The organism is Polaromonas sp., assembly GCF_043778355.1.
Classification (GTDB): domain Bacteria; phylum Pseudomonadota; class Gammaproteobacteria; order Burkholderiales; family Burkholderiaceae_C; genus Polaromonas.
The window spans coordinates 1-24,589 of sequence record NZ_JAYWHI010000061.1 but is presented as its reverse complement, the minus strand read 5'-3'; the positions used below and the strand labels follow the sequence as shown (position 1 = coordinate 24,589).

The window sequence follows — 24,589 nt, the reverse complement described above, 5'->3', positions numbered from 1 at the left end:
AGTCGTCGTCAATCGCCTGCTTGCCGAGGATCACCAATTGCGGCTGCTCTTTTTCGACCAGTGCCTTGAGCAGCTTGGCCACAGCCAGCGGCTGCAACTCTTCGGTCGTCTCAACCAGGATGGCGCGGTCGGCACCAATGGCCATGGCCGTGCGCAGGGTTTCCTGGCACTGCGCGACGCCGCAGCTCACGGCGATGACCTCTGTGGCCACACCCTTTTCCTTGAGCCGGGTTGCCTCTTCGACGGCGATCTCGTCAAACGGATTCATGCTCATCTTGACGTTGGCGATATCGACGCCGGTGCCATCGGATTTGACGCGAACCTTGACGTTGTAATCGACAACACGTTTGACGGGGACCAGGACCTTCATGAGGAGAACTCCAGAGTTAGTGATTGACGTTCACGTAAAGCGTTTCATTCTATGCTGCAGCCGCACAACCAGCCCCGGACCACTGTGCTGCGGGGGCATTGCATCGGGCGCACCATAAAAAAGAACGGTCGTTCTATTTCATTATAAAGACACGCGAAGGCCGGGTTAGAGCTGCCGCCCCAATCCACTGTTGCCCTGGCGACAATCAGCGCTCGCAATTAACAGACCGATGGGTCGGTTAATTGGGGTAAGTAGGGACAGACTGCGGCGAATCGCTGGCATACAGTCTGTTTTCTGGATGAAGCAGCGCATCAATACCGCCCTGTCGTCCCCACGAGTAACCTGGTCAGCCTGCTGACCGTCCCGGAGCATTGAATGAAGATCAAACCCATCGCCGCCGTGCTGCTAACTGCTTGCTGCGGTCTCGCCTCTGCCCAAACCGTGCTGACCGTCTCCAGCTGGTTGCCACCCACCCACTCGCTGAGCATGGCGCAAAAGGAATGGTGCGACCTGCTGGAAAAAAACACGGCCGGTAAGATGAAATGCAACATCCTGCCGCGCGGCGTCACGGCCGCGCCGGGCACCATGGACGCGGTCAAGAACGGCCTGGCCGATGTGTCTTACACGGTGCACGGCTACACGCCAGGGCGCTTCCTGTACACCCAGATGTCCGAGTTCCCCTTTCTGGGCAACACCTCGGAGCCGATTTCAGTGGCCTTCAACAAGGTGGCCTTCAAAAACCCGCAATTCCTGTCCGAGCACCAGGGCGTCAAGGTCATCTCTTTCTTCACGCACGGCCCCGGCATTGTGTTCAACACCAAGCGACCGGTCACCAACGTCGAGGAGCTGGGTGGCCTGAAGTGGCGTGTGGGTGGCGGCATGGTCAATGAGATCTCCAAGGTACTGGGCATGAACGTCACGCTCAAACCTGCACCTGACTCCTACGAGCTGCTGGCCGGCGGCGTGATGGACGGCACGCTGTTCCCGGCGGAATCGACCGAGTCCTTCAGGATCGACAAGCTGATCAAACACGCCACGATGTTTCCAGGCGGCCTGTACAACACCAGTTTCGTATTCATGATGAACCAGGGCAAGTACGACAAGCTCAGCGCCGACGAGAAGAAAGCCGTCGATGCGATCTCCGGTGAAGTGGCCGCGCGCATGTTCGGCCGGGGCTGGGACAAGGTGGATCGCCGCGCGATGGGTCTGATGCAGGCCAACAACGTGCAGATCGTCAAGGCCGATGCAAAGTTCGTTGCTGACGTCAAAACCAAAACGGCGCCGCTTGAGCAAAAGTGGGTCAAGGACGCCGAAGCCAAGGGCATGAAAGATGCCGCCAAGGTCCTCGCCGAATTCCGCGCCGAAATCGCCCGCCAGGAAAAATAAAACCTTCCTGCGTCGCTCTGCAAGCGCGGCCTCATGGACAATGAGGCCGCGTTTTTTATGGATTGAGGCAAAGATTGAACAAGCTGATCGAAACCGTGTGCGGCCTGCTGGCCGCCGCCGCCCTGTTCGCCATCATGGCGCTGACTTTTTTTGACGTCGGCGGGCGCAAGCTGCTGTCCAACTCGATCACCGGCTCGCTTGAACTCACGGAACTGCTGATGGTGGTGGTGATTTTCGCCGCCCTGCCACTGGTGTCCCTGCGCGGTGAACATGTGGTGTTCGACTCGCTGGACCACTACCTGCCACAAGGCCTGCGCAAGATCCAGCGCGCGCTGATGCAGGCCGTCTGTGCAGCGACCTTGCTGGGCCTGGGCTGGCTGATGTGGCAAGTTGGCGGCCAGTACCTGGAAACCGGTGAGACCACAGCACAGCTCAAAATCCTGAAAGCACCCTTCATGTACGGCATGGCCGCCTTGTGCGCGGTGGCGGGCTTGATTCACCTGGGTCTGGTGTTCCGTCCGTCTGCAACCGAAGAAGCCGGCGAAGGAGCCACGCTGTGACCGAAGCCCTGCTTGGTTTTGCTGCCATTTTTGTGCTCGCGCTGCTGCGCCTGCCGCTGGCCTTTGCGATGGGCCTGGTCGGTATCGTCGGCATGGGCCTGACGCGCGGCTGGCTCCCGGCCCTGGCCAGCACGGCCCAGGTGGTGCATGAAACCGGTTTTGCCTACACCCTGTCGGTGATTCCGCTGTTCATCCTGATGGGCAATTTTGTGGCGAAGGCTGGCCTGGCCCACGAACTCTTCCATGCGGCCTATGCCTTCATCGGCCACCTGCGCGGCGGCCTGGCCCATGCCACCGTGATGGCCTGTGCCGGCTTCGGCGCGATTTGCGGCTCATCCATCGCGACCGCTGCCACCATGAGCAAGGTGGCCTACCCGTCGATGAAAAAGCTCGGCTACAGCGACTCCTTGTCGACCGGCGTGATTGCGGCCGGCGGCACGCTGGGCATCATGATCCCGCCCTCGACCATCATGGTGATTTACGGCATCGTGACGGAAACCAACATCGGCAAGCTGTTCGCGGCAGGCGTGATTCCCGGCCTCCTGATCGCGCTGCTGCTGATGGTGGCGGTGCTGTTCATGACCTTCATGGACCCCGAGCACGCGCCGGCTGGAGAAAAAACATCCTGGCCTGACCGCTGGAAAGCGCTGCGCGGCATCTGGGGCGTGTTGCTGCTGATGCTGCTGGTGCTGGGCGGCATCTACGGCGGTGTGTTCACCGCCACCGAAGGCGCAGGCATCGGTGCGGCGGGTGCTTTCCTGTTCGCGCTGGCCCGGCGCCGGCTCACGGTCAAGGCCACGCTTGAAGTGCTGGTGGAATCGGCGCGCACCACGGCGATGCTGTTCACGCTGCTGATTGCAGCGACGATTTTCGCCAACTTCATGAACTTCACCTCCATGCCAGGCGACCTCAAGGAGTGGATCACACATCTCGGACTGCCGCCGGTGATGATCGTCGGCGCCATGATGCTGATTTACGTGGTGCTGGGAACCGTCATGGAAGAACTCACCATGGTGCTGCTGACCATTCCACTGTTTTTCCCGATTGTGATGGCGCTCGGCTTTGACCCGGTCTGGTTTGGTGTGCTGATCGTGATGGTGATCCAGATCGGCCTGATCTCGCCGCCAGTCGGCATGAACCTGTTTGTGCTCAACACCCTGCTTCCCCGCGTTGGTCTGAGCAACATCTTCCGCGGCGTCTGGCCCTTTGTCTTCATGCAGATCGTGGCGCTGGGCCTGTTGCTGGCCTTCCCGATGCTGAGCCTCTGGTTGCCATCGTTCATGAAGTGACGCGCCCAGCTCAGCCGGGCTTGGCCACGTCGTCTCCCGGCAGGCGCCGCGTGTAAAGGACCCGCTGCGGGTAGGGAATCTCGATGCCATGGGCGCGCAGCGACTCCAGGATGCGCAGATTGATCAGCGAACGCAGGTTTTGCTGGCCGTTTTCCGGATCGGTCATCCAGTAATTCAGCGTGAACTCCAAGCCGTCAGCGCCAAAATTCGTCAGGTTGGCGCCGGGGGCGGGATCACGCAACACACGGTCCTGGCTCAGCGCGGCGTCGGTCAACAGGCGCATCACCAGCGCCACATCGCTGTCATAGGCCACCGACACCACGGTGGACTGCAACACGCGCGAGTCCGCCAGCGAGAGATTTTCAATGCGGTTGCTGATGAACATTTCGTTGGGGACGATGGACTCGCGCCCCCCCAGGGAGCGCACCACGGTATAACGCGCGTTGATGTCGGTGATCCGGCCCTCGAAGTTATCGACCCGGATGTTGTCACCGATGCGCACACTGCGCTCGGCCAGCATCACAAAGCCGCTGACATAACTTGCCGCGAGCTTCTGCAACCCGAAACCCACGCCGACGCCGATGGCCCCGCCCAGAACCGACAGGGCCGTGAGGTCAATCCCGACGGCTGACAGCCCGATCAGCAATCCTACAAACACCAGCAACGCCCGCATGGCATTGCTCAGGGCTTTGCGCAGCGACAACTGGCTGCCGGTTGCAGATCTGAGCAAGCGGGATTCGATCGCGGCGGAAATCCACAGGGCGATGAGCAGCACCAGCCCGGCAGTCAATGCGCCCTCGATCAGGGTGCGCACCGACAGCGTGGCATCACCCACCTTCCAGCGGATGTCGTCGAGCTCTTCAAGCACCAGCGGCAGCAGGCCGCTGACCCACAGCACCATGGCGACCCAGGCCAGCCACGAGATGCTGCGCTCCAGGACACGTACCAGTGGCGCGTCGACAAACACCACCTGCAGGATCTTGACGCCAAGACGAATCACTGCCAAAGCGACCAGCACCGGGATCGCAATCTTGAACACCGCCACCGGCATCCAGCGCGCCAGCAGCATGAAAGACAGGTAAGCCAGGGACAGCAGCAGCAGCGGAAACATCACGCCGTCGATGATCTGCCGGCCAAACCAGATCGAGCGCTCATCACGCAGGCCGCTGGCGCGGCGTACGCCCCAGACCGTGAGCCAGGCCAGCGCCACACATGTGAGGAGGACCGCAAGCTCTGTCAGCGCCGAGGGCTGCGTGAGGTTGGCGAGCCAGGCGTCCAGGTCGTCGATGCGGGCAGTGGGTCTTGTCAACGTGGCCATTGCGAATTTCGGTCAGATGGAAAATACCCGCCCGGCCGTAACCGGGCCGGCGGTTTACAGATCAGCCAGCACGCGAATGTGCGCTTCCACGCTGCGTGCCAGGGCCTGAAGGTTGTAGCCGCCTTCGAGCGAGGAGACGATGCGCCCGCCGGCATGGCGATGCGCCACATCCTTGATGCGCTGGGTGATCCAGGCATAGTCCTGCTCGTCCAGCCCGAGCTGGCCCAGGTCGTCGTCGCGGTGCGCGTCAAACCCGGCGCTGATAAAGATCATCTGGGGTTTGAAGTCCTCCAGCCGGGGCATCCACATCGCCTCGATCATGTCGCGCACGGCCGCGCCCTTGGTGTAGGCCGGCACCGGAAGGTTGACCATGTTGTCGCCGCCGCTGGTGCCACCGTGCGGGTAAAACGGGTGCTGAAAAAAACTCACCATCAGGATGCGGTCATCGCCGCGGATGATGTCTTCGGTGCCGTTGCCGTGGTGCACGTCGAAGTCCACAATCGCGACCCGCTCCAGACCGTGCCGCGCCAGCGCGTATTTGGCGGCGATCGCCACATTGTTGAAAAAACAGAAACCCATGGCGTGGTCGTGGCAAGCATGATGGCCAGGTGGGCGCACTGCGCAGAAGGCGTTTTCAACCTCGCCGGCCATCACCGCGTCGGTGGCAGCCAGCGCCGCACCGGCGCCGCGCAGGATCGCGTTCCAGGTAAAAGCATTCAGCGACGTGTCCGGGTCGATCTGGGCATATTGCGGCCCCCCCGCAAATGCGTCGTCGGCGAGCTGGTCGCCCAGCCCCCGGATGGCTGCGATCATCATGCGGTCATGGCCGAGTTCCAGGTCACCCAGCGAGGCCAGCGGCGCTTCGCGCCGGTCCAGCGCGTCGCCAACACCGGTGATCAGCAGCCGGTCTTCAATCGCATCGAGCCGCTCCGGACACTCCGGATGGCCGGGCCCCATCTCGTGTTTACGGCAATCGGCATGGGTGAAATACGCAGTGGCACTCATAACGGAAAATTTTGCGGTAAGGTTGAAGGCATGAACGCGAAACAAAAAATTCAGCCCCTTTTGAACCAGCTTAACACGGTCATTGTGGGCAAATCTGCGCAGGTCCAGGACTGCGTCGCCTGCCTGCTGGCTGGTGGGCATTTGCTGATTGAAGATGTGCCCGGCGTCGGAAAAACCACACTGGCGCACGCCCTGTCGCGCTCCTTCGGTCTGCAGTTTTCACGCGTGCAGTTCACCGCCGACCTGATGCCCAGTGACCTGACCGGCGTGTCGATTTACGAACGCCAGAAAGAGAGTTTTGTCTTTCACCCCGGTCCGGTGTTTGCCCAGGTGCTGCTGGCCGACGAGATCAACCGCGCCAGCCCGCGCACGCAAAGCGCCCTGCTCGAAGCCATGGAGGAAAAACAGGTCACCGTTGAGGGCGAAACCCGCCCGCTGCCGGTGCCGTTTTTTGTGATCGCGACGCAAAATCCGCACGACCAACTGGGCACCTACTCACTGCCGGAATCGCAGCTGGACCGGTTCCACATGCGCATCTCGCTGGGTTATCCAGACCGGGCCGCCGAGAGGCTGCTGCTGGACGGCAGCGACCGCCGCGAGATGGTCGACAAGCTCGACACCCTGCTGACACCACACGACCTGCTGGAGCTGCAGCAGGAGGTGCTGCAGGTGCATGCGGCCGAACCGCTGCTCAACTACCTGCAGGACCTGATCGCCGCCACACGCTCCGGCCAATGGTTTTTGCAGGGCCTGAGCCCGCGCGCCGGCATCGCGGTGATGCGCGCCGCCCGAGCCCAGGCTTTTCTGAGCGGCCGCGACTATGTGGCACCCGACGACGTGGTCGCCGTGTTGCCGCAAACCGCCGCACACCGGCTGGTGCCGGTCACCAGCGCCGGGCGCGGCGCGGTCGAGCAGGTACGGGCCATGCTTGAGGCCGTGCCTTTGCCATGAGGCAGCACGCGGACTGACGGGTACACCATGAACGCCGCACCACTGAATCCTTTTGTTTTTGTTCGCGGGCGCTTCCAGCAATGGTGGCAAAGCCGCCTGCCGCTGAGCGACAGCGTGCTGCTGACCCAGCGCAATGTCTACATCCTGCCGACGCGGCCGGGCCTCATGCTGGCGCTGACGCTGCTGGTGCTGCTGGTGGCCTCCATCAACTACCAGCTCAACCTGGGCTACCTGCTGACCTTTTTGCTGGCCGGCAGCGCGGTCACCGGCATGCATGTGTGCCACGGCACCCTGCGCGGCCTTGTTATGAATTTGATAGCGCCTTCCGCCCAGTACGCAGGGGCTGCAGCCATATTTGATGTCAAACTCACGAACACCCGGCGTTCCATCCGCCACGGCATCGGGCTCAGCGTGCTGAACCCGGCCGATACCAAAAGCGGGCTGCACTGGAGCTGGACCGACGTGCCTGCCGAAGGCAGCAGCACGGTGCAGGTGGCCTTCACGCCGTCCCGGCGCGGCCTGCACCGTCTTCCCACCCTGACCGCCGAAACACGTTTTCCGCTGGGCACCTTCCGCGTCTGGACCATCTGGCGGCCGGCAGCGCAGGTGCTGGTCTACCCCGCGCCAGAACGCCAACCGCCGCCCCTGCCGCCCGGCGAGCCGCGCTCGGGCGTGGCCAGCGCCACCGCGCGGGTGCAAAGCAGCGGTGACTTCGACAGCGTGCGCAGTTACCGGCGCGGCGACCCGCTCAAGCTGGTGATGTGGAAAAAAGCCGCCAAAGCCGACGACCAGGGCAACGGCTTGGTGGTGCGCGATGCCCAGCAGGCCCAACGTCATGAACTCTGGCTGGACTTTGTTCAGGCTGGTTCTCTGGACACCGAAGCCCGCTTGTCGCGCCTGTGCGCCTGGGTGCTGCAGGCCGACAAGCTGGGCCTGAGCTACGGTCTGAGGCTGCCGGGGGTGCAGATCAAGCCCTCCAGTGGGGAGGCGCACAAACGGCTTTGTCTGGAGGCGCTGGCTTTATGTTGACCAGCACGTGTGCAAGCCACACACGGAGACGATCACCCGTGCATCCGCCCTCTATCGGATTCTTCGATCAGCCGCAGGCTTGCATGCAAGCCGGGGGTTGCCCGGCGGCAACTCACTTTTCTTTGTCTCGCCAAAGAAAAGTAAGCAAAAGAAAGGCGACCCTGCTGTCTGCGTCCCCTCTTCGCTCACGCTACGAGGGGCAACCTGCGGTGCTCGGTTCAGCCGGGGTCTGGCTAAACTCGCTTCGCTCAAACAACGCCAGCCCTGATCCGTCTGAACCTCCGCTCCTCGGCGCATACAGAAGGGTGGGGGGAACGGAATCGGAATCGGAATCGGAATCGGAATCGGAATCGGAATCGGAATCGGAACCGGGTTCGGGTTCGGGCGAGGACGCCCTTTGCGCGTCCTCGCCTTCCCGCATCCGCATTGGTATTCGTTTCTCCCACCCGTCGGGCCGGGCCGAGGCGCGCAGCCGAAAACGGATCAGGGCGAGCGATTGTCTGAGCGCAGCGAGTTCGAGCTCGACCCCGTTTTCGGCGAGCACCGCAGGTTGCCCCGTAGCGAAGCGCAGGGGTCCCGGACCATCGGGTCGCCTTTTCTTTGGTAACTTTCTTTTGGCGAAGCAAAAGAAAGTTACTTGCCGCCGGGCAACCCCCGGCCAACGGTCGCAGGCACGGAGCCGTAACTGCGGGAAAGCCACATGCTAGCCCGCCTCCAATCCCTGCCCCGCGACAGCCGCGATACCCTGTTCCTGCTGGCGGTCATCGCCTGGGTGCTGCTGCCCCAGGTCGCGCACCTGCCCTGGTGGTGCAGCGCCCTCGCGGCGGCCATGCTGCTTTTTCGCGGCAAGATGGCTTTCGGCAACAAGCCACTGCCCAACAAATGGTGGTTGCTGGTGCTGCTGGCGGTAGCCGTCGGCGCCACGCTGCTGACCCACAAGACCCTGCTGGGGCGTGATGCCGGGGTCACGCTGGTCGTGGTTTTGCTGGCGCTCAAGACGCTGGAACTGCGCGCCCGGCGCGATGCCTTTGTGGTGTTTTTCCTCGGCTTCTTCACCATGCTGACCAACTTTTTCTACTCCCAGTCGCTGCTGACAGCCTTCAGCATGCTGCTGGGTCTGCTGGGCCTGTTGACGGCACTGGTCAACGCCCACATGCCAGTGGGCAAACCGCCGCTGCTGCAAGCCGCCAAAACCGCCGGCTGGATGGCGCTGCTGGGCGCGCCGGTGATGGTGGTGTTGTTCCTGCTGTTTCCGCGACTGGCGCCGCTGTGGGGTACACCGTCGGATGCGATGACCGGTCGCAGCGGCCTGAGTGCCAGCATGCAGGTCGGCACCATCGCCAGCCTGGCGCTGGACGACAGCATCGCCATGCGGATTGCCTTTGAAGGCCGGCCACCACCGCAGCGCGAGTTGTATTTTCGCGGCCCGGTACTCTCCAGCTTCGACGGGCGGGAATGGCGGTCTTCCTCAGACTCGCTGTTTCCTGCGCGTTACAAACTGGCCGACAACCTGACGGTCGAGGGGCCCGCCGTTTCCTATCAGGTGACGCTGGAGCCCACCAGCCGTCCCTGGCTGTTTATGATGGAAGCCGTCAGCGAAAGCCCCGTGGTACCCGGCTACCGCACCCGCATGAGCAGCGAGTTGCAATGGTTCACAGACCGGCCCATTACCGACATCGTCCGCTACCAGGTGAAAAGCCACCCGCTGTTCCGTCATGGTCCTGACAAGCAGGCGCTTGGATTGCAGGAGTTTGTCGAGCTCCCGCCGGGCTTCAACCCCCGCACACTGGCGCTGGCCGCCGAGATCCGCCGCGACCCGCGTTACGCGCAAGCCGGCGCCGAGGCGCTGGTGCAGGTGGCCATGGACAAACTGCGCACCGGCGGCTACACCTACACGCTGGAGCCTGGCGTCTTCGGGGCCAACACCGCCGACGAGTTCTGGTTCGACCGCAAGCAAGGGTTTTGCGAACACATTGCCTCCAGCTTTGTGGTGCTGATGCGGGCCATGGACGTACCCGCGCGCATCGTCACCGGCTACCAGGGCGGTGAGCTCAATTCCGTGGATGGTTTCTGGGTGCTGCGCCAGAGCGATGCACATGCCTGGGCTGAGGTCTGGCATGCCGGCGTGGGCTGGGTGCGGGTGGACCCGACCTCGGCCGTCTCGCCCGGACGCACAGGCGCGTTCCAGCGGCTGGCGGCGCCGCAGGGCGTGGTCGGACAGGCGCTGGGCAACCTCAGTCCGGCCCTCTCGGTTCAATTGCGCGCCGTCTGGGAGGCGGTGAACAACCGGTGGAACCAGTGGGTGCTCAACTACACGCAGGGCAAACAACTGGACCTGCTCAAAAAACTGGGCTTTGACTCACCGAGCTGGGAAGACCTCAGTTATGTGCTGATCGCCATCGTGGTGGCGGTCAGCGCAGCCGGGGCGGCCTGGGCCGGGTGGGAGCGGCTGCAACACGACCCCTGGCTGCGGCTGCTGGCGCGCGCGCGGCGGCAGTTGAGCCGTGCCGGTCTGGCCAGCAGCGCTGCCAGTTCGCCGCGCCAGCTCGCGCAGCAGGTGCTTGAAAAACAGGGCAGCGACGGGCAGGCGGTGCACGACTGGCTGATGCAACTCGAAGCTCACCGGTATGCCGCCTCGGCGGGGCCCACCTCCGGCATCGACCTGGCTCGGTTGAAAAAACAATATGCCCGCCTGCATTGGCCGGTTTGAGTCATCGTCCCACATGCCGGGGGTTCTGCCAGGCGCCATACTGTCGGCTCGGACTGCCCTTCTCCGTATGTATACAAACCGCATTTTTCGCATGACCTCTTCGCCGTTTTCTGCGCTTGCCGCATCCTGCCATTTAGTTGCTCCTATTTTGATAGCTGTCTGCGCAGGCGGAGCATGGGCTGCAGGCCCAAAAGATACAAAAATCCGCCCGTCCGTGGCGCGTACCCCAGCCGCGCAGGCGCCGGCGCAGCTGTATGCCAATCGCCCGGAGGTCATGGCTTTTGCCGACGACCTGGCCAGCCGGCGTGACCTGGACCCGCAGTGGGTGCGGCAGACCCTGGGCCAGGCGCATTACCTGCCGACCGTGGTGCGCCTGATGCAGCCGCCGGCCAAAACATTCGTAAAGAACTGGCGCGTTTACCGCAGCCGCTTCATCGACCCGGTCCGTATCGCCGCCGGCGTACGTTTCTGGCAGGAAAATCAGGCCAGTTTGGCGCGCGCCGAAGCCGAGTACGGCGTGCCGGCAGACATCATCGTCGGCATCATCGGGGTGGAAACCATTTACGGCCGCGATACCGGCAAGTTCCGGGTGCTGGATGCGCTGGCCACGCTGGCCTTCGACTTTCCGGCGTCGCATCCACGCGCCCGCGAACGCAGTGAATTTTTCAAGGGCGAGATCGAGCAGTTCCTGACCCTGCAGAGCCGCCTCAACACCGACCCGTTTACGGCGCTCGGCAGTTATGCCGGCGCCATGGGCATGCCGCAGTTCATGCCTTCGAGCCGCAACAAATACGCGGTGGACTTCGACGGCGACGGCCGCATCGATCTGTGGAACAGCCCGGCCGACGTGATCGGCTCGGTCGCCAATTACTTCAAGGCCTTCAACTGGCAACCCGGCATGCCCACCCATTACCCGGTCGGCTTTGACAGCAGCAAACTGGACATGGACGCACTGATGGCGCCCGACATCCTGCCGACCTTCAGCGTGGCGAGCTTCAGCGCCAAAGGTGCAGTGCTCGAGGGACCAGCGCTGCAACACAGCGGACCGCTGGCGCTGGTGGAACTGCTCAACGGCGACCTGGCCAAGGGCGGCAGCGCGCCGATCTATGTGGCAGGCACCGAGAACTTCTACGCCATCACGCGCTACAACTGGAGCAGTTATTACGCGATGTCGGTGATCGAACTCGGGCGGGAAGTGGCGGCCCAACGAGCCCGCAGCAACTGAGGCGCACCAGGACCTGTTGGCCCTAGACCGGCTGGATCGTGATGTCCACCGACATGGCCTCTTCACCGCCACCCTGACGCACGCCCTTGATCGGCGGGCAGGCGTTGTAGTCGGTGCCCATGGCCAGACGCACATGGCGCTCGTCGATCAGGCAGCTGTGGGTCACGTCGATGCTGACCCAGCGCCGCGCCGCCACATCCAGGCAGACATCCACCCAGGCGTGGCTGGCGAGGTCCGGCTCGTTGGCAGCATAAAAATAACCGCTGACATAACGCGCCGGAATGCCCAGGCTGCGGCAGATTGCAACCATCACATGGGCCTGGTCCTGGCACACGCCGGCACCGGCATCAAACGCCTGCAAAGCCGTGGTGGTCACCGTGGTGCTATTTTTTTGATAGCTGACCACACCCGCCACACCGCGGCTCAGGGCCAAAAGCATGTCCAAATCAGCGCGCCCGGCCAGCGGCGGCGCCACAAAGCGGCGGCCAAACTCGGCCAAGCGCGCGTGCGGCGTGGCCAGATGGGTGGCGCGCAAAAAAAACGCCGGGTGCGGCATGGTGGTCGCATCGGTAAATTCGGCGATGCCCAGGGTCTCGACATCGCCAGCCGCATTGACCAGACTCCAGCGCACGTTGTCCGCAACCTGGCCGACGAAGGTGTAGGAGCTGACCTTGTTGCCAAAGGCGTCCGCTTGCTCGAACAGTTTTTCAGGCGTGCCCAGGCTCCAGAAATTGACGGTCTGCCCCGGCCCGGACTGCGGCGTCAGCCACATGGTCTGCAGCGCATACCGCAGCGGCTCGGTGTAGCGGTAGTCGGTGACATGCCGGACATGGAGTTTCATGGCCGGTAACTTGGGTTCTTAGCGCGAGCGATGATGCATCTCAACTGGTCGCCGGCACCAGGAAATCGCGGCTGATGTGGGCACCGAGTTCGTTGACGCGGTCGAGAAACTGCGTCAGGTAGGCGTGCAGGCCGGTGGCCAGGATCTCGTCAATGCGGGCGTACTGCAGGTCGGCCGACAGCTTGCCGGCGCGGCGCACGGTTTCGCAGGTGCTGTCATCGGTCACCAGCTTGAGGTTGTTCACCACTTCCTGCAGGCTGGCGGCCAGCGAGCGCGGCATGTCGGCACGCAAAATCAGCAACTCGGCCACACGTTCGGGCTTGATCACGTTGCGATAAACACGGCGGTAAATCTCGAAGGCGCTGACGCTGCGCAGGATCGCGCTCCAGTGGTAGAAGTCGTACTCCTGGTCTTTCTCGCTGGCGGCGCCGTAGAAGTCGCTCTGCACCGCGTGGAACTTGACGTCGACCAGCCGCGCCGTGTTGTCGGCGCGTTCGAGGAAAGTGCCCAGGCGCATGAAATGCAAGGCCTCGTCCTGCAGCATGGTGCCGACCGTGACGCCACGCGACAAATGCGAGCGGAATTTGACCCACTCAAAAAACTGGCCGGGGTCCCGTTCAAAATCGCCGTTGCGCAACATGCGGAAAATTTCAAGGTAGGTCTGGTTCTGGGTTTCCCAGACCTCGGTGGTCAGCGTGCCGCGCACGGCGCGGGCATTTTCTCGCGCGTTTTTCAGGCAGGAGATGATGCTTGACGAGTTCTTTTCGTCGCGCACCATGAAATCCATCACGTCGCGCGCATTGATCGCGCCGTACTTGCCTTCGTAGGCGGCCGACAACTCGCTGATGCTCAGCAAGCCCTGCCAGCCGACCTGGGCCACGGCGGTTGATTGCGGCAGCAGCGAGGTCTGGTAGTTGACGTCCAGCATCCTCGCGGTATTCTCTGCCCGCTCCGTATAGCGAGACATCCAGAACAGGTGATCAGCGGTACGCGACAACATTATTTGCTCCCTCCCTGCGACTGGCTTTGTGACTGCCCCGACTGCGACTGGGTTTGCGACTGCCCCGCGGCGGGGTTGTCGCCCTCCAGCACCCAGGTGTCCTTGGTGCCGCCGCCCTGCGAGGAGTTGACCACCAGCGAACCGTCTTTCAGCGCCACGCGGGTCAGGCCGCCCGGCACCATCTGCACGGTCTTGCCGCTCAGCACAAAGGGCCGCAGGTCAATGTGGCGCGGCGCGATGCCGCTGTCCACATAGGTCGGGCAGGTGGACAGGCTCAGCGTCGGCTGGGCGATGTAGCCGGCCGGGTTGGCGATCACGGCCTTGCGGAAATCCTCGATCTCGGCCTGCGTCGAGGCCGGACCGACCAGCATGCCGTAGCCGCCGGCGCCATGCACTTCCTTGACCACCAGGTCCTTCATGTTGGCCAGCGTGTAGGCCAGGTCGTCCGCATTGCGGCACATATAGGTCGGCACGTTCTTGAGTATCGGTTTTTCGCCGAGATAAAACTCGATCATCTTCGGCACATAAGGATAGATCGACTTGTCGTCGGCGACGCCGGTGCCGATCGCGTTGCACAGCGCGACGTTGCCACTGCGATAGACATTGAGCAGCCCGGCGCAACCCAGCGTCGAGGTCGGGCGGAAGGCCAGCGGGTCGAGGAAGTCGTCGTCGACGCGGCGGTAGATCACGTCGACACGTTTCGGGCCGCGCGTGGTGCGCATGTACACAAAGTTGTCCTTGACGAACAGGTCCTGGCCCTCGACCAATTCCACACCCATCTGCTGCGCCAGGAAGGCGTGTTCGAAATAGGCCGAGTTGTACATGCCGGGCGTCAGCACCACCACCGTCGGTTCGGCGCGGTGCGCCGGCGAGTTGTCGCGAAGGGTTTCGAGCAGCAGGTCGGGGTAGTGGGCGACAGGGGCCACACGGTTCTGGCTGAACAGGTCGGGAAACAGTCGCATCATCATCTTGCGGTCTTCCAGCATGTAACTCACGCCGCTGGGCACACGCAGATTGTCTTCAAGCACGTAGTACTCGCCCTCGCCCTGCGCGTTGGGCGCGCGCACGATGTCGATGCCGCTGATGTGGGAATAGATGTTGCCGGGCACCTCGACGCCCATCATCTCGGGGCGGAACTGCGCGTTCTGGAAAATCTGCTCGGCCGGAACCACACCGGCCTTGATGATTTCCTGGTCGTGGTACACGTCGTGGATAAAGCGGTTCAGGGCCGTGACCCGCTGGATCAAGCCACGCTCCATGCTGTCCCACTCGTGCGCAGGGATGATGCGGGGAATCAGGTCAAACGGAATCAGCCGCTCGGTACCACCGGTTTCCGAGTTGCCGTCGTCCTTGTCACCGTAGACCGCAAAGGTGATGCCGACCCGGCGAAAAATCATCTCGGCTTCCGCGCGCCTGGCCTGCATGACCGAATCGGGCTGATTGGCCAGCCAGCGCTGGTAGCTCTGGTAATGCGCCCTCACCGACGCATCGCCAGCGTTCATCTCGTCAAACTTCGGTCCGCTCATCAGCTTATCTCCGGCAAATTCTTGGTGCGTTGCTCCCCTGTAGCTTAGCAAGTAATGCGCCAGACGCTTGTAGGAAACCCGCTTTTTAATCCGTTGGGCGGTGATGCCAGTAGCGCAATGCGGTTTGGCGCTGGCAGACGACGGCTGCCGGCCGCGCACTGGTCCAGGTCGCAGCCCCGCACGCAGGAGACGCAAACACCGCAATCCCACGCTCCCGATAACGGTCCAGCACGGGCGGCGCCGGGTGTCCGAAACGGTTGCGGTAACCGGCCTGGGCCAACGCCAGCGTGGGTAACACGGCGTCGAGGAAGGCCGGGCTGGACGATGTTTTGCTGCCGTGGTGTGGCACCAGCAGAAGGTCTGCCTTCAGGTTCAGCCCGCTTGCCACCAGCCGCTGCTCCTGCGCCAGTTCGATGTCACCGGCCAGCAGGGCTGCCTTGTCGCCGTTGGAGATGCGCAATACGCAGCTCATGGCATTCGACTTCTGCGGCGTTTCGTAGTCGCCAGCCGGCGGGTGCAGCACCTCAAAATCCACACCGTCCCACGTCCAGCGTTGACCGGCGACGCAGCGGGTGGAGGGCCGCACCGCCTGCAGCGGATGGCCATCCTCGATCGAGCTCAGCAATACCGCCTGCGGTTGCATCGCCAGCACGGCCGGCGCGCCGCCAATGTGGTCGCTGTCGCGGTGGCTCAGCATCAGGGTGTCGACCTCGTCACCCAGCGCCCGCAGCAGCGGCACCAGCACCCGGTGGCCGGCGTCACTCTCGCGCGAAAAGCGCGGGCCGCTGTCGTAAACCAGTGTGTGGCTGGCAGTTCGGACAATCAGTGCGTTGCCCTGCCCCACGTCCGCGGCGATGAGCTCGAAGTGGCCGGTCGCCGGGCGCAGGGGCTGCCAGAGCAGCACTGGGAGCAGCAGCGGCACACCAAGCAGCCGCCAGTGCCAGGGCAGGCGCATGGCCAGCAGCAAGCCACCTGCCACGCCGGCCACGGCACACCACAGCGGCGCCGCCGCCACGCTGATGCTGGCCAGCGGCCAGCGCGCCAGCCACTGCAAAAACAGCATCAGCGCCGACACCGCACCGGCTGCCAGGTCCCACAGCGGCGCCCAGGCCACACCCAGCATGGTCAAGGGCGTGACCACCAGCGTGACCCAGGGAATCGCCAGGCCGTTGGCCAGCAGCCCGACCAGAGACACCTGGTTGAACAGCAGCAAGGACAGCGGCGCCAGCGCCAGGGTCACGATCCACTGCTCCCGTGCGGCGCGGACAACCATCGCTACCCAAGCAGTGGGCAACGCCGTCCATCGGGAAAGTTCAGGATTATTTTGGCCTCCAGCCCATGGCGGACGGGCGTCAGCAGCTCCTGAATTTGTAGCAATATCGCCCACGCGGTCATCATCTCGGGTGTCCCTGCCAGCAGCAAACAGAACCCCGACCGCCACGAACGACAGCCAGAACCCGGCCTGCAGCAAAGCCCAGGGATCAAGCGCCACAACGACCGCCATGGCCAGCAGCCAGACCTGGGGCCAGGGCCAGCGCTTGCCGCTCTGGCGCAGCAGCACCACGGCGGCCAGCATCCAGACCGTGCGTTGCGCCGGCACGCCCCAGCCCGAAAGCAGCGCGTACCCGGCCGCCAGCAACAAGCCGCCCCAGACACCGGCGCTGCCCGCCGGCATGGCCAGGCACAGCGCGGGTGTCCACCGCACGGAGCGCCGCCACAGCCAGCCCACGCCTTGCGCTGCCAGCCAGGCGAACATGGTGATGTGCAACCCCGAAATACTCATCAGGTGCGCGACGCCCGTGGCCCGGAAAACATCCCAGTCAACCCGTTCGATGGCGTTCTGGTCGCCCACCAGCAGGGCCGCCACCACGCCGGCCAGCGGACGGTCGGCCACGCGCGCATAAACCGCGTCCCGCAGCGCCTGGCGCGTTCGCTCGACCGGGTGGCGCCAGCCGTCGGCAAGCCGTGCAGGCACCGGATCCCTTGGCCCCGCCCGGACATACCCCGTGGCCTGCACGCCTTGATCCCACAGCCAGAGTTCATAGTCAAACCCATGCGGGTTGCTGTTGCCGTGCGGCGCCTTCAGACGCACCGTCATGCGCCACTGTTCGCCGGCGCGCAAGGCCGGTGGCTGGCGCTGCAGGGCCAGCGTAGCGGCCGGGCTGCCGCCGGCATCCGGGTTGTCCGGGCCACTGCCCCCGGTCGCCGGCTCCCGAAGACCAAAACCGGTATACCAGCCCAGGTAGATCTGCGGCGGCAGCAGCACCTGCTGCCCATGGAGACGGGCCGATTCGACGGCAAACCGAAAGCGCAGGCCGTCGTCGTGGCGCTGGGGCATGGCCAGCACCCGGCCCGTGACCTCGATGTCGCGGCCTTCCAGCGCCGGCGCCAGCGCGCCGGCCTGAAAAATCACGGCACGCAGGCCGGTCAAGCCGAAACCGAAACTCAATGCCAACACCAGTACAGCCAAGGATCGGAAGCCCCACCCGGCCGCCGAACACAAGCGAAAACAAGCCAGCGCAAGACCTGCGGAGCCAAGGAGCAAGGCCCCATAGCCCCCGGCGTGCAAGAGCGCGGGCTGCTGCAACTGCAAGGCGGCGCCCGCGACAAATCCGCAAAAGATCGGCGCCCATAAGCGCCCTGACGGTCCGGCTGACATCGTTCGGCCCACATGCCTCCCCTGCGGAATCATTTTTGTGTATTGCGGCGAAGCTGTTCAACGATCCGATACTCGCATCCGCCTACAAGCGGCCCGTGAGCCCGCGTTTCACGCCAATCCGTCAGTCACGCGCTGACAGAGTTTGACGCCTTTGGCGCAGCTCTTGCTTGCTTTTGATGCATTAAAACCGTCGAACACTGGCCGGGAAGCGGCCACCCCCCTGTTTCTGCGGCATAGTTGCCACAACGCCCCGATATTTCTGAAAAGCGAGACCGCCTTGTCCATTCACGTTGCCCTGAGCCACATCACCCACTACAAATACGACCGCCTGGTGCGGCTGGGCCCGCAAGTGGTCCGCCTGCGCCCTGCGCCGCACAGCCGCACCAAGGTCTTGTCCTATTCGCTCTCGATAGAGCCCAAGGACCACTTCATCAACTGGCAGCAGGACCCGTTTGCCAACTACCAGGCCCGGTTGGTGTTTCCCGAGCCGACCCGCGAGTTCAAGGTCACGGTGGATCTGGTTGTTGAGATGGCGGTGTTCAACCCGTTTGACTTTTTCCTCGAACCTGACGCTGAAAAATTTCCCTTCACCTACAGCAAGGACCAGGCGCGTGAGCTGGCGCCTTACCTCGCGACCGAACCGGCCACACCGCTGCTTCAGGCCTACATTGACAGCGTGGACCGCACGCCGAAACGCACCATCGATTTTCTGGTCGGGCTGAACCAGAAGTTGCAGGGCGACATCAATTACGCGATTCGTATGGAGCCCGGTGTGCAGACACCGGAAGAAACCCTGAAACTCGCGGTGGGCTCCTGCCGCGACACCGGCTGGCTGATGGTCCAGCTCTTTCGCCACCTGGGCCTGGCCGCGCGATTTGTCTCGGGCTACCTGATCCAGCTCAAGGCCGACGTCAAATCACTCGATGGCCCGAGCGGCGCGGAAACCGACTTCACCGACTTGCACGCCTGGTGCGAGGTGTTCCTGCCCGGCGCCGGCTGGGTCGGCCTGGACCCAACCTCCGGCCTGATGGCCGGCGAAGGCCACATCCCGCTGGCCTGCACACCCGAGCCGTCGAGCGCCGCGCCGATTGAAGGCGGCGTCGATGAAAGCGAGGTCGACTTCGCCCACCACATGGGGGTGCAGCGCATCTACGAATCGCCGCGCGTGACCCAGCCCTACACCGACGCACTGTGGGCCGACGTGCTCAAGCTCGGCCACCAGGTGGACCAGGACCTGGCCGCCGGTGACGTGCGCCTGACCATGGGCGGCGAGCCAACCTTTGTGGCCACCCAGGACCGCGACGCCGCCGAGTGGAACATCGACGCACTGGGCCCGACCAAACGCGGCTACGCGACCGAACTGGTGCAGAAGCTGCGCGCCGAATACGGCGACGGCGGCTTCCTGCATTTTGGCCAGGGCAAGTGGTACCCCGGCGAGCAGTTGCCGCGCTGGGCACTGAGCATTTTCTGGCGCAAGGACGGCCAGCCGGTCTGGCAAAACCCGGCCCTGTTCACTGACGAACGCCAGCCCTGCAGCTACACCAGTGCGGACGCCAAGCGGTTTACCGAGACCCTGGCCGGCAAGCTGGGCCTGTCGGCCCAACACATCACGCCCGGTTACGAGGACACCTGGTACTACCTGTGGCGTGAACGCCGGTTGCCGGTCAATGTGGATCCTTTCGACACCAAGCTCGATGATGCGATGGAGCGTGCCCGGCTGCGCCGCGTGTTCTCCCAGGGGCTGGATGCCGTGGTCGGTTATGTGCTGCCACTCAAGGTCCGTGAAGAAAAGGCCCAGGGGCAAGGCCCGCAATGGTCGACCGGTCCCTGGTTCTTCCGCGACGAACGCATGTACCTGATGCCGGGCGACTCGCCCATGGGTTACCGCCTGCCGTTGGACTCGGTGCCCTGGGTCTCGAAAACCGACTACCCCTACATGACCGAGGCCGACCCGTTTGCGCCGCGCGAAGAATTACCGCCGGCACACACGCTGGCCGACCGCTACAACGCGGCGCGCAGCCAGCCGGCGCCCGCGCCGGCCGAACCCGCCGTCTCCGCAGCCATGGCCGGCGCCCGGCACAACAGCGCCAGCATGCTGGCGCAGTACATGGCACGTTACATGACGGGCAACGGCTCGCGCAATGAAGCCAGTCGCCTGATGCAGTTCAGGACCACCACGTCCAGCGTGGATGTTCGCTTCGACCAGGGCGCCAAAGCAGGTGCCGCGTCGTCAGCCCCTGCGGCCCCCACACCCGCCCCGGCAGATCCCTCGGCGCGTATGCCCAAAGCCGGCGAATCCGCCGCCTGGCTGACCCGCACCGCCTTGTGTGTCGAAGTGCGCGACCCGAACCGCGCCAACGGTCCCCAGGACAAACCCAAAGCCGCGCCCAAAGAAAAAGGCGCCAAGGCCGAGACCGGTGCGCTGTACATCTTCATGCCGCCACTGGAGCGGCTGGAAGACTACCTCGACCTGCTCGCTGCCGTTGAGGCGAGTGCGCAGGCCCTTGACCTGCAGATCGTGCTCGAAGGTTACCCACCGCCACGCGATCCGCGCCTGAAGATGCTGCAGGTCACCCCGGACCCCGGCGTGATCGAGGTCAACATCCACCCGGCCTACAACTGGAACGAGCTGGTAGAACACACCGAGTTCCTCTACAAAATCGCGCACGAGACGCGCCTGTCGGCTGAAAAATTCATGACCGATGGCCGCCACACCGGCACCGGCGGCGGCAACCACTTTGTGCTGGGCGGCGCCACCCCGCCCGACAGCCCTTTCCTGCGCAAGCCGGAAATGCTGGGCAGCCTGATCGCCTACTGGCACAACCACCCGTCGCTGAGTTATCTGTTCTCGGGCATGTTCATCGGCCCAACCAGCCAGGCGCCACGGATTGACGAGGCGCGCAACGACCAGTTGTACGAGCTTGAAATCGCGCTGCGCGAGATTGCTGCGAATCGCGAAAAGTACGGCGAAAAGATGCCGCCGTGGATTGTGGACCGCACCCTGCGCAACATCCTGGTCGATGTGACCGGCAACACCCACCGCAGCGAGTTCTGCATCGACAAGATGTATTCACCCGACTCGGCCACCGGCCGGCTCGGCCTGCTGGAGCTGCGCGCGTTTGAGATGCCGCCGCACGCGCGCATGAGCATCGTGCAGCAGTTGCTGCTGCGCGCGCTGGTCGCGCGTTTCTGGAACAAGCCTTACCACGGCCGCATGACGCGCTGGGGCACCGAGTTGCACGACCGCTTTTTGCTGCCCGCCTTTGTGCGCCAGGACTTTGCCGATGTACTGACCGAGCTCAACGAGGCCGGCTACGGCTTCGACATGGCGTGGTTTGAACCCCATTTCGAGTTCCGCTTCCCGATGATCGGACAGGTCAAGGCCAACAGCATCGAACTCACGCTGCGCAGCGCGCTGGAGCCCTGGCATGTGATGGGCGAAGAAGGTTCGTCCGGCGGTACCGTGCGTTATGTCGATTCGTCACTCGAACGTGTCGAGGTCCATGTGACCGGGCTCAACGACAACCGCTATGTCATCACCGCCAATGGCCGCGCCCTGCCCTTGCAAAACACCGGTACCGTCGGTGAATACGTGGCCGGCGTGCGTTACAAGGCCTGGAACCCGCCCTCGGCCCTGCACCCGTCGATTGGTGTGCATGCGCCTCTGACGTTTGACATTGTCGACACCTGGATGGAACGTTCACTGGGCGGCTGCCAGTACCATGTGGCGCATCCAGGCGGCCTCAGTTACGACACGCTGCCGGTCAACTCTTACGAGGCCGAGAGCCGGCGCCTGAACCGCTTCTTCCAGATGGGCCACACGCCGGGGAAAATCCGCGTGTTACCGGCCCAGCCCAGCCGAGAGTTTCCGTTCACGCTGGATTTGCGTTAGGCATCGGCAAGCCCTGACAACCACCGCCCGGTTTGTGTCTGATAGGCGCCACAAACCGGGCGCGTGTGTACATGCATGGGGGCATACTTGGGCCAGCGTGGAAAACAACCCCTCTCTTTTTGCAGCCGCAGCGCTGGAGTCTGCTGTCGATCTGGCTGCGGCGCTGGCGCAGCCGGCCGCAGCCGGCCACTATGACGAGTTGCACGGCCGGACCCTGGACAAACCGTCCCCCGCCCCCAGCCAGAGCCAGCAGCAAAGCCAGTCCTCGTTACATCTGGCCGGCGCAACACCCGATGCAGCCGTCCTGCCCGCAGCAGAGCCCGCCACTGCGCCACCCGCCAAACTGGCGCCCGACTGGCGGCGTTTTTTCCATTTTCTGGGCGGCGATGGTTTTAACGACCTGAGCCACCGCACGGCGAATCTGCACCGCCAGATCCGCGACAACGGCGTGACCTACAACGTCTATGCCGATGCCAACGGCCCGCAGCGTCCCTGGTCGCTGGACCTGTTTCCACTGCTGCTGTCGGCCCAGGACTGGGCGCAAATCGCCACCGGCGTCGCACAGCGCGCCCGACTGCTGGACCGCATCATGGCCGACGTCTACGGCCAGCAGCAGTTGCTGTCTCTGGGCCTGCTGCCGACGGCGCTGGTGCAGGGCCACCCCGGCTACCTGCGCGCCATGCACGGCGTGCAACCCGCCGGCGGCACCTTCTTGCACATTGCCGCCTTTGACCTGGCACGCGGGCCCGACGGGCGCTGGTGGGTCGTCTCGCAACGCACGCAGGCGCCTTCGGGCCTGGGTTACCTGCTGGAAAACCGCCTGACCATCTCGCGGCTTTTCCCGCAAGCTTTCCGCGAAATGAAGGTACAGGCGCTGGCCGCTTCTTACAAGACGCTGATTGACGGCATGAAGGCCCACAGCCCGGCTGGTGCGCGCGGCGAAGACAGCCGAATCGTTTTACTGACACCCGGCCCCTACAACGAAACCTATTTTGAACATGCCTACCTGGCGCGTTACCTCGGGTTGACGCTGGTTGAAGGCAGCGACCTGCTGGTGCGGGGCGACAAGCTTTACCTCAAGACCCTGCAGGGCCTGGAGCCGGTGCATGGCCTGCTGAAACGCCTGGACGACGAGTTTCTCGACCCGCTGGAGCTGCGTTCCGACTCCACGCTGGGTGTGCCCGGACTGCTGCAGGTGATTCGCACCGGCAATGTGCTGGTGGCCAATGCGCCGGGCTCGGCCTTCCTGGAGTCGAGCGCGCTACTGGGTTTTTTACCGGCCCTGTCGCGGCACCTGCTCGACGAGCCGCTGGCCCTGCCCTCGCTGGCCACCTGGTGGTGCGGCGAGCAGGCGGCCCTGCAGGAAGTGCTGCCGCTGCTCAAAAACTGTGTCATCAAGGGCACCTACCCCGACTCCGGCATTGAATCGGTGATCGCGCAGACGCTGTCCTCGCGCGAGCTGGACGAGTGGGCCGGACGGCTGGTGCGGCGCAGCGACGACTACACCGTGCAGGCCTATCTGCCGCTGTCGCAGACGCCAACCTGGCACGCCAACCGGCTGGCGCCGCGCTCGGCCATGCTGCGCGTCTTTGCAGTGGCCGATGGCAAGGGCTCCTGGCAGGTGCTGCCGGGCGGGCTGGCGCGGCTGGCCGGCCCCAACGACAAGATTGCCTCGATGCAGCAAGGCGGCAGCAGCGCCGACGTGTGGGCATTGGCCGAGACCGCCGCGTCTGCCGGCAGCGCCAACACCCGCGCCAGGAGCAGCAGCGGCAACGGCAACAAACCCCCAGTGGCAGAAACCCATGCGGAGCCCGGCGCCCAGGCACGCCCCATCCATCTGGCCCGCCACAAACCCCCGGTCACCAGCCGCGCTGCCGAAAACCTGTTCTGGCTGGGCCGCTACACCGAGCGCACCGAAAACGCCATCCGGCTCGCCCAACTGACCTTGCAATCGCTGAGCGGCGAGGCCCAGTCCTCCCAGCCGCTGCTGGCCTGGCTGTCCGAGCTGGCCGTGAAAAATGGGCTGGTGCTCGACACCGTTCCGCCGGCCACGCAGGCGCGCCGCGTCTTCGAGCGCTCCCTGATCGCCAGCCTGGCCGATACCGAACAAGCCGCCAGCGTGGGCTACAACCTGCGTGCGCTCAAAGGGGCGGCTTCGGCCGTGCGCGAGCGCCTGTCGCAGGAGCAGTGGCATGTGATCGTGCGCGCCGAGGAAGATTTTTTCCGGCGCTGCGAGAGCTTCACCGGCCCGGACCACCCGGTCACCCAGGCGCTGGAATATTCGTCGGTTGAGGCGCTGCGTGCCCTGGAGTCGGCCAGCAGCTTCCTGGCCGCCATGACCGGCGCACAGACTGACCGCATGACGCGCGACGACGGCTGGCGCCTGCTCAGCACCGGCCGCCACATCGAGCGCCTGAACACACTGTCCGCCGCCCTGATGCTTGGTTTTGAAACCGGCGCCGTGCACGACGAAGGCGGCTTCGGCGCCATCGTCGCCCTGTTTGACAGCACCATCACCTTTCACGCCCAGTACCAGCAGCAGCGCGACCTTGCAGCGCTGCTGGACCTGCTGGTGCTGGACCGCGACAACCCGCGCTCGCTGGGCTGGGTGGCGCAAACCCTGCGCGGCCGGCTCGCGCGCCTGGCTGAAAACACGGTGGGCACGCCGCAGCCGGTGCCCGACCTGACCGCCGGCCTGCCCGACCCCGGCAGTTGGCAACTGGCCGACCTGTGCACACCTTCCTCCGAGTTGCCACAAGATCAGGCTTATGAGGGCTTGCTGGCACAGCTGGGGCAATGCTGCAGTGCCGCCTTCGAACTCTCGGACA

General features: G+C 64.2%; 16 protein-coding genes. 9 read left to right on the top strand and 7 right to left on the bottom strand.

What is annotated here, in order from left to right; genetic code table 11:
* Positions 1–370: electron transfer flavoprotein subunit beta/FixA family protein (locus tag ACH2CW_RS09550; RefSeq protein ID WP_395057466.1), on the bottom strand; the 370-nt coding region annotated here is incomplete at its 3' end.
* Positions 371–745: 375 nt separating this feature from the next.
* Here ACH2CW_RS09550 and ACH2CW_RS09545 point away from each other — a divergent pair.
* From ACH2CW_RS09545 to ACH2CW_RS09535, 3 genes are all read left to right on the top strand, one after another.
* A complete protein-coding gene (locus ACH2CW_RS09545; protein WP_395057464.1) occupies positions 746–1,756 on the top strand; it encodes a TRAP transporter substrate-binding protein in 1,011 nt (336 codons plus the stop codon).
* 74 nt (positions 1,757–1,830) lie between these two features.
* Positions 1,831–2,316, top strand: coding sequence for a TRAP transporter small permease (locus tag ACH2CW_RS09540; protein WP_395057462.1), 486 nt, complete (start codon positions 1,831–1,833; stop codon positions 2,314–2,316).
* The gene (locus ACH2CW_RS09535) at positions 2,313–3,605 is read left to right on the top strand and encodes a TRAP transporter large permease (protein ID WP_395057460.1); all 1,293 of its coding nucleotides are present in this window, start codon (positions 2,313–2,315) and stop codon (positions 3,603–3,605) included. Before ACH2CW_RS09540 ends, ACH2CW_RS09535 begins: the two co-directional genes overlap by 4 nt.
* A 10-nt stretch (positions 3,606–3,615) precedes the next feature.
* Here ACH2CW_RS09535 and ACH2CW_RS09530 read toward each other — a convergent pair whose 3' ends face one another.
* Positions 3,616–4,923 (bottom strand): mechanosensitive ion channel family protein, encoded by a 1,308-nt coding sequence (locus ACH2CW_RS09530; protein WP_395057458.1) that lies wholly within the window; start codon positions 4,921–4,923, stop codon positions 3,616–3,618.
* 54 nt (positions 4,924–4,977) lie between these two features.
* Entirely contained in the window at positions 4,978–5,928 is a 951-nt protein-coding gene (locus ACH2CW_RS09525) for a histone deacetylase family protein (protein ID WP_395057456.1), read from the bottom strand.
* Between the two features lie 30 nt (positions 5,929–5,958).
* Here ACH2CW_RS09525 and ACH2CW_RS09520 point away from each other — a divergent pair, with 30 nt between their 5' ends.
* From ACH2CW_RS09520 to mltB, 4 genes are all read left to right on the top strand, one after another.
* Entirely contained in the window at positions 5,959–6,879 is a 921-nt protein-coding gene (locus ACH2CW_RS09520; protein ID WP_395057454.1) for an AAA family ATPase, read from the top strand.
* Positions 6,880–6,906: 27 nt separating this feature from the next.
* Positions 6,907–7,908 (top strand): DUF58 domain-containing protein, encoded by a 1,002-nt coding sequence (locus tag ACH2CW_RS09515; protein WP_395057452.1) that lies wholly within the window; start codon positions 6,907–6,909, stop codon positions 7,906–7,908.
* A gap of 700 nt (positions 7,909–8,608) precedes the next feature.
* Positions 8,609–10,618 (top strand): transglutaminaseTgpA domain-containing protein, encoded by a 2,010-nt coding sequence (locus tag ACH2CW_RS09510; RefSeq protein ID WP_395057450.1) that lies wholly within the window; start codon positions 8,609–8,611, stop codon positions 10,616–10,618.
* Positions 10,619–10,709: 91 nt separating this feature from the next.
* Positions 10,710–11,843, top strand: coding sequence for a lytic murein transglycosylase B (gene mltB, locus ACH2CW_RS09505; RefSeq protein WP_395057448.1), 1,134 nt, complete (start codon positions 10,710–10,712; stop codon positions 11,841–11,843).
* Positions 11,844–11,865: 22 nt separating this feature from the next.
* On the opposite strand, the gene ACH2CW_RS09500 is transcribed toward mltB, so the two are convergent.
* The 4 genes from ACH2CW_RS09500 to ACH2CW_RS09485 form a co-directional block, all read right to left on the bottom strand.
* A complete protein-coding gene (locus tag ACH2CW_RS09500) occupies positions 11,866–12,684 on the bottom strand; it encodes a transglutaminase domain-containing protein (RefSeq protein WP_395057446.1) in 819 nt (272 codons plus the stop codon).
* Positions 12,685–12,724: 40 nt separating this feature from the next.
* Positions 12,725–13,684, bottom strand: coding sequence for an alpha-E domain-containing protein (locus tag ACH2CW_RS09495; RefSeq protein WP_395057444.1), 960 nt, complete (start codon positions 13,682–13,684; stop codon positions 12,725–12,727).
* Positions 13,684–15,210 (bottom strand): circularly permuted type 2 ATP-grasp protein, encoded by a 1,527-nt coding sequence (locus ACH2CW_RS09490; protein ID WP_395057442.1) that lies wholly within the window; start codon positions 15,208–15,210, stop codon positions 13,684–13,686. Before ACH2CW_RS09490 ends, ACH2CW_RS09495 begins: the two co-directional genes overlap by 1 nt.
* 85 nt (positions 15,211–15,295) lie before the next feature.
* Positions 15,296–17,869 (bottom strand): DNA internalization-related competence protein ComEC/Rec2, encoded by a 2,574-nt coding sequence (locus ACH2CW_RS09485; protein ID WP_395057440.1) that lies wholly within the window; start codon positions 17,867–17,869, stop codon positions 15,296–15,298.
* A 277-nt stretch (positions 17,870–18,146) separates the two neighbouring features.
* Here ACH2CW_RS09485 and ACH2CW_RS09480 point away from each other — a divergent pair, with 277 nt between their 5' ends.
* Both ACH2CW_RS09480 and ACH2CW_RS09475 read left to right on the top strand, forming a co-directional pair.
* Positions 18,147–21,761: a DUF2126 domain-containing protein gene (locus ACH2CW_RS09480; protein ID WP_395057438.1), complete on the top strand. Its 3,615-nt coding sequence runs from the start codon at positions 18,147–18,149 to the stop codon at positions 21,759–21,761.
* 97 nt (positions 21,762–21,858) lie between these two features.
* Positions 21,859–24,589, top strand: a 2,731-nt coding sequence (locus ACH2CW_RS09475; RefSeq protein WP_395057436.1) for a circularly permuted type 2 ATP-grasp protein, incomplete at its 3' end; no start/stop codon positions are given.

Excerpts from the sequence above, each read along its gene's own strand:
- ACH2CW_RS09545 (WP_395057464.1), top strand. The coding sequence starts at position 746 with ATGAAGATCAAACCCATCGCCGCCGTGCTGCTAACTGCTTGCTGCGGT.
- ACH2CW_RS09530 (WP_395057458.1), bottom strand. The coding sequence starts at position 4,923 with ATGGCCACGTTGACAAGACCCACTGCCCGCATCGACGACCTGGACGCC.
- ACH2CW_RS09525 (WP_395057456.1), bottom strand. The coding sequence starts at position 5,928 with ATGAGTGCCACTGCGTATTTCACCCATGCCGATTGCCGTAAACACGAG.
- ACH2CW_RS09520 (WP_395057454.1), top strand. The coding sequence starts at position 5,959 with ATGAACGCGAAACAAAAAATTCAGCCCCTTTTGAACCAGCTTAACACG.
- ACH2CW_RS09515 (WP_395057452.1), top strand. The coding sequence starts at position 6,907 with ATGAACGCCGCACCACTGAATCCTTTTGTTTTTGTTCGCGGGCGCTTC.
- ACH2CW_RS09510 (WP_395057450.1), top strand. The coding sequence starts at position 8,609 with ATGCTAGCCCGCCTCCAATCCCTGCCCCGCGACAGCCGCGATACCCTG.
- mltB (WP_395057448.1), top strand. The coding sequence starts at position 10,710 with ATGACCTCTTCGCCGTTTTCTGCGCTTGCCGCATCCTGCCATTTAGTT.
- ACH2CW_RS09500 (WP_395057446.1), bottom strand. The coding sequence starts at position 12,684 with ATGAAACTCCATGTCCGGCATGTCACCGACTACCGCTACACCGAGCCG.
- ACH2CW_RS09495 (WP_395057444.1), bottom strand. The coding sequence starts at position 13,684 with ATGTTGTCGCGTACCGCTGATCACCTGTTCTGGATGTCTCGCTATACG.
- ACH2CW_RS09490 (WP_395057442.1), bottom strand. The coding sequence starts at position 15,210 with ATGAGCGGACCGAAGTTTGACGAGATGAACGCTGGCGATGCGTCGGTG.
- ACH2CW_RS09485 (WP_395057440.1), bottom strand. The coding sequence starts at position 17,869 with ATGTCAGCCGGACCGTCAGGGCGCTTATGGGCGCCGATCTTTTGCGGA.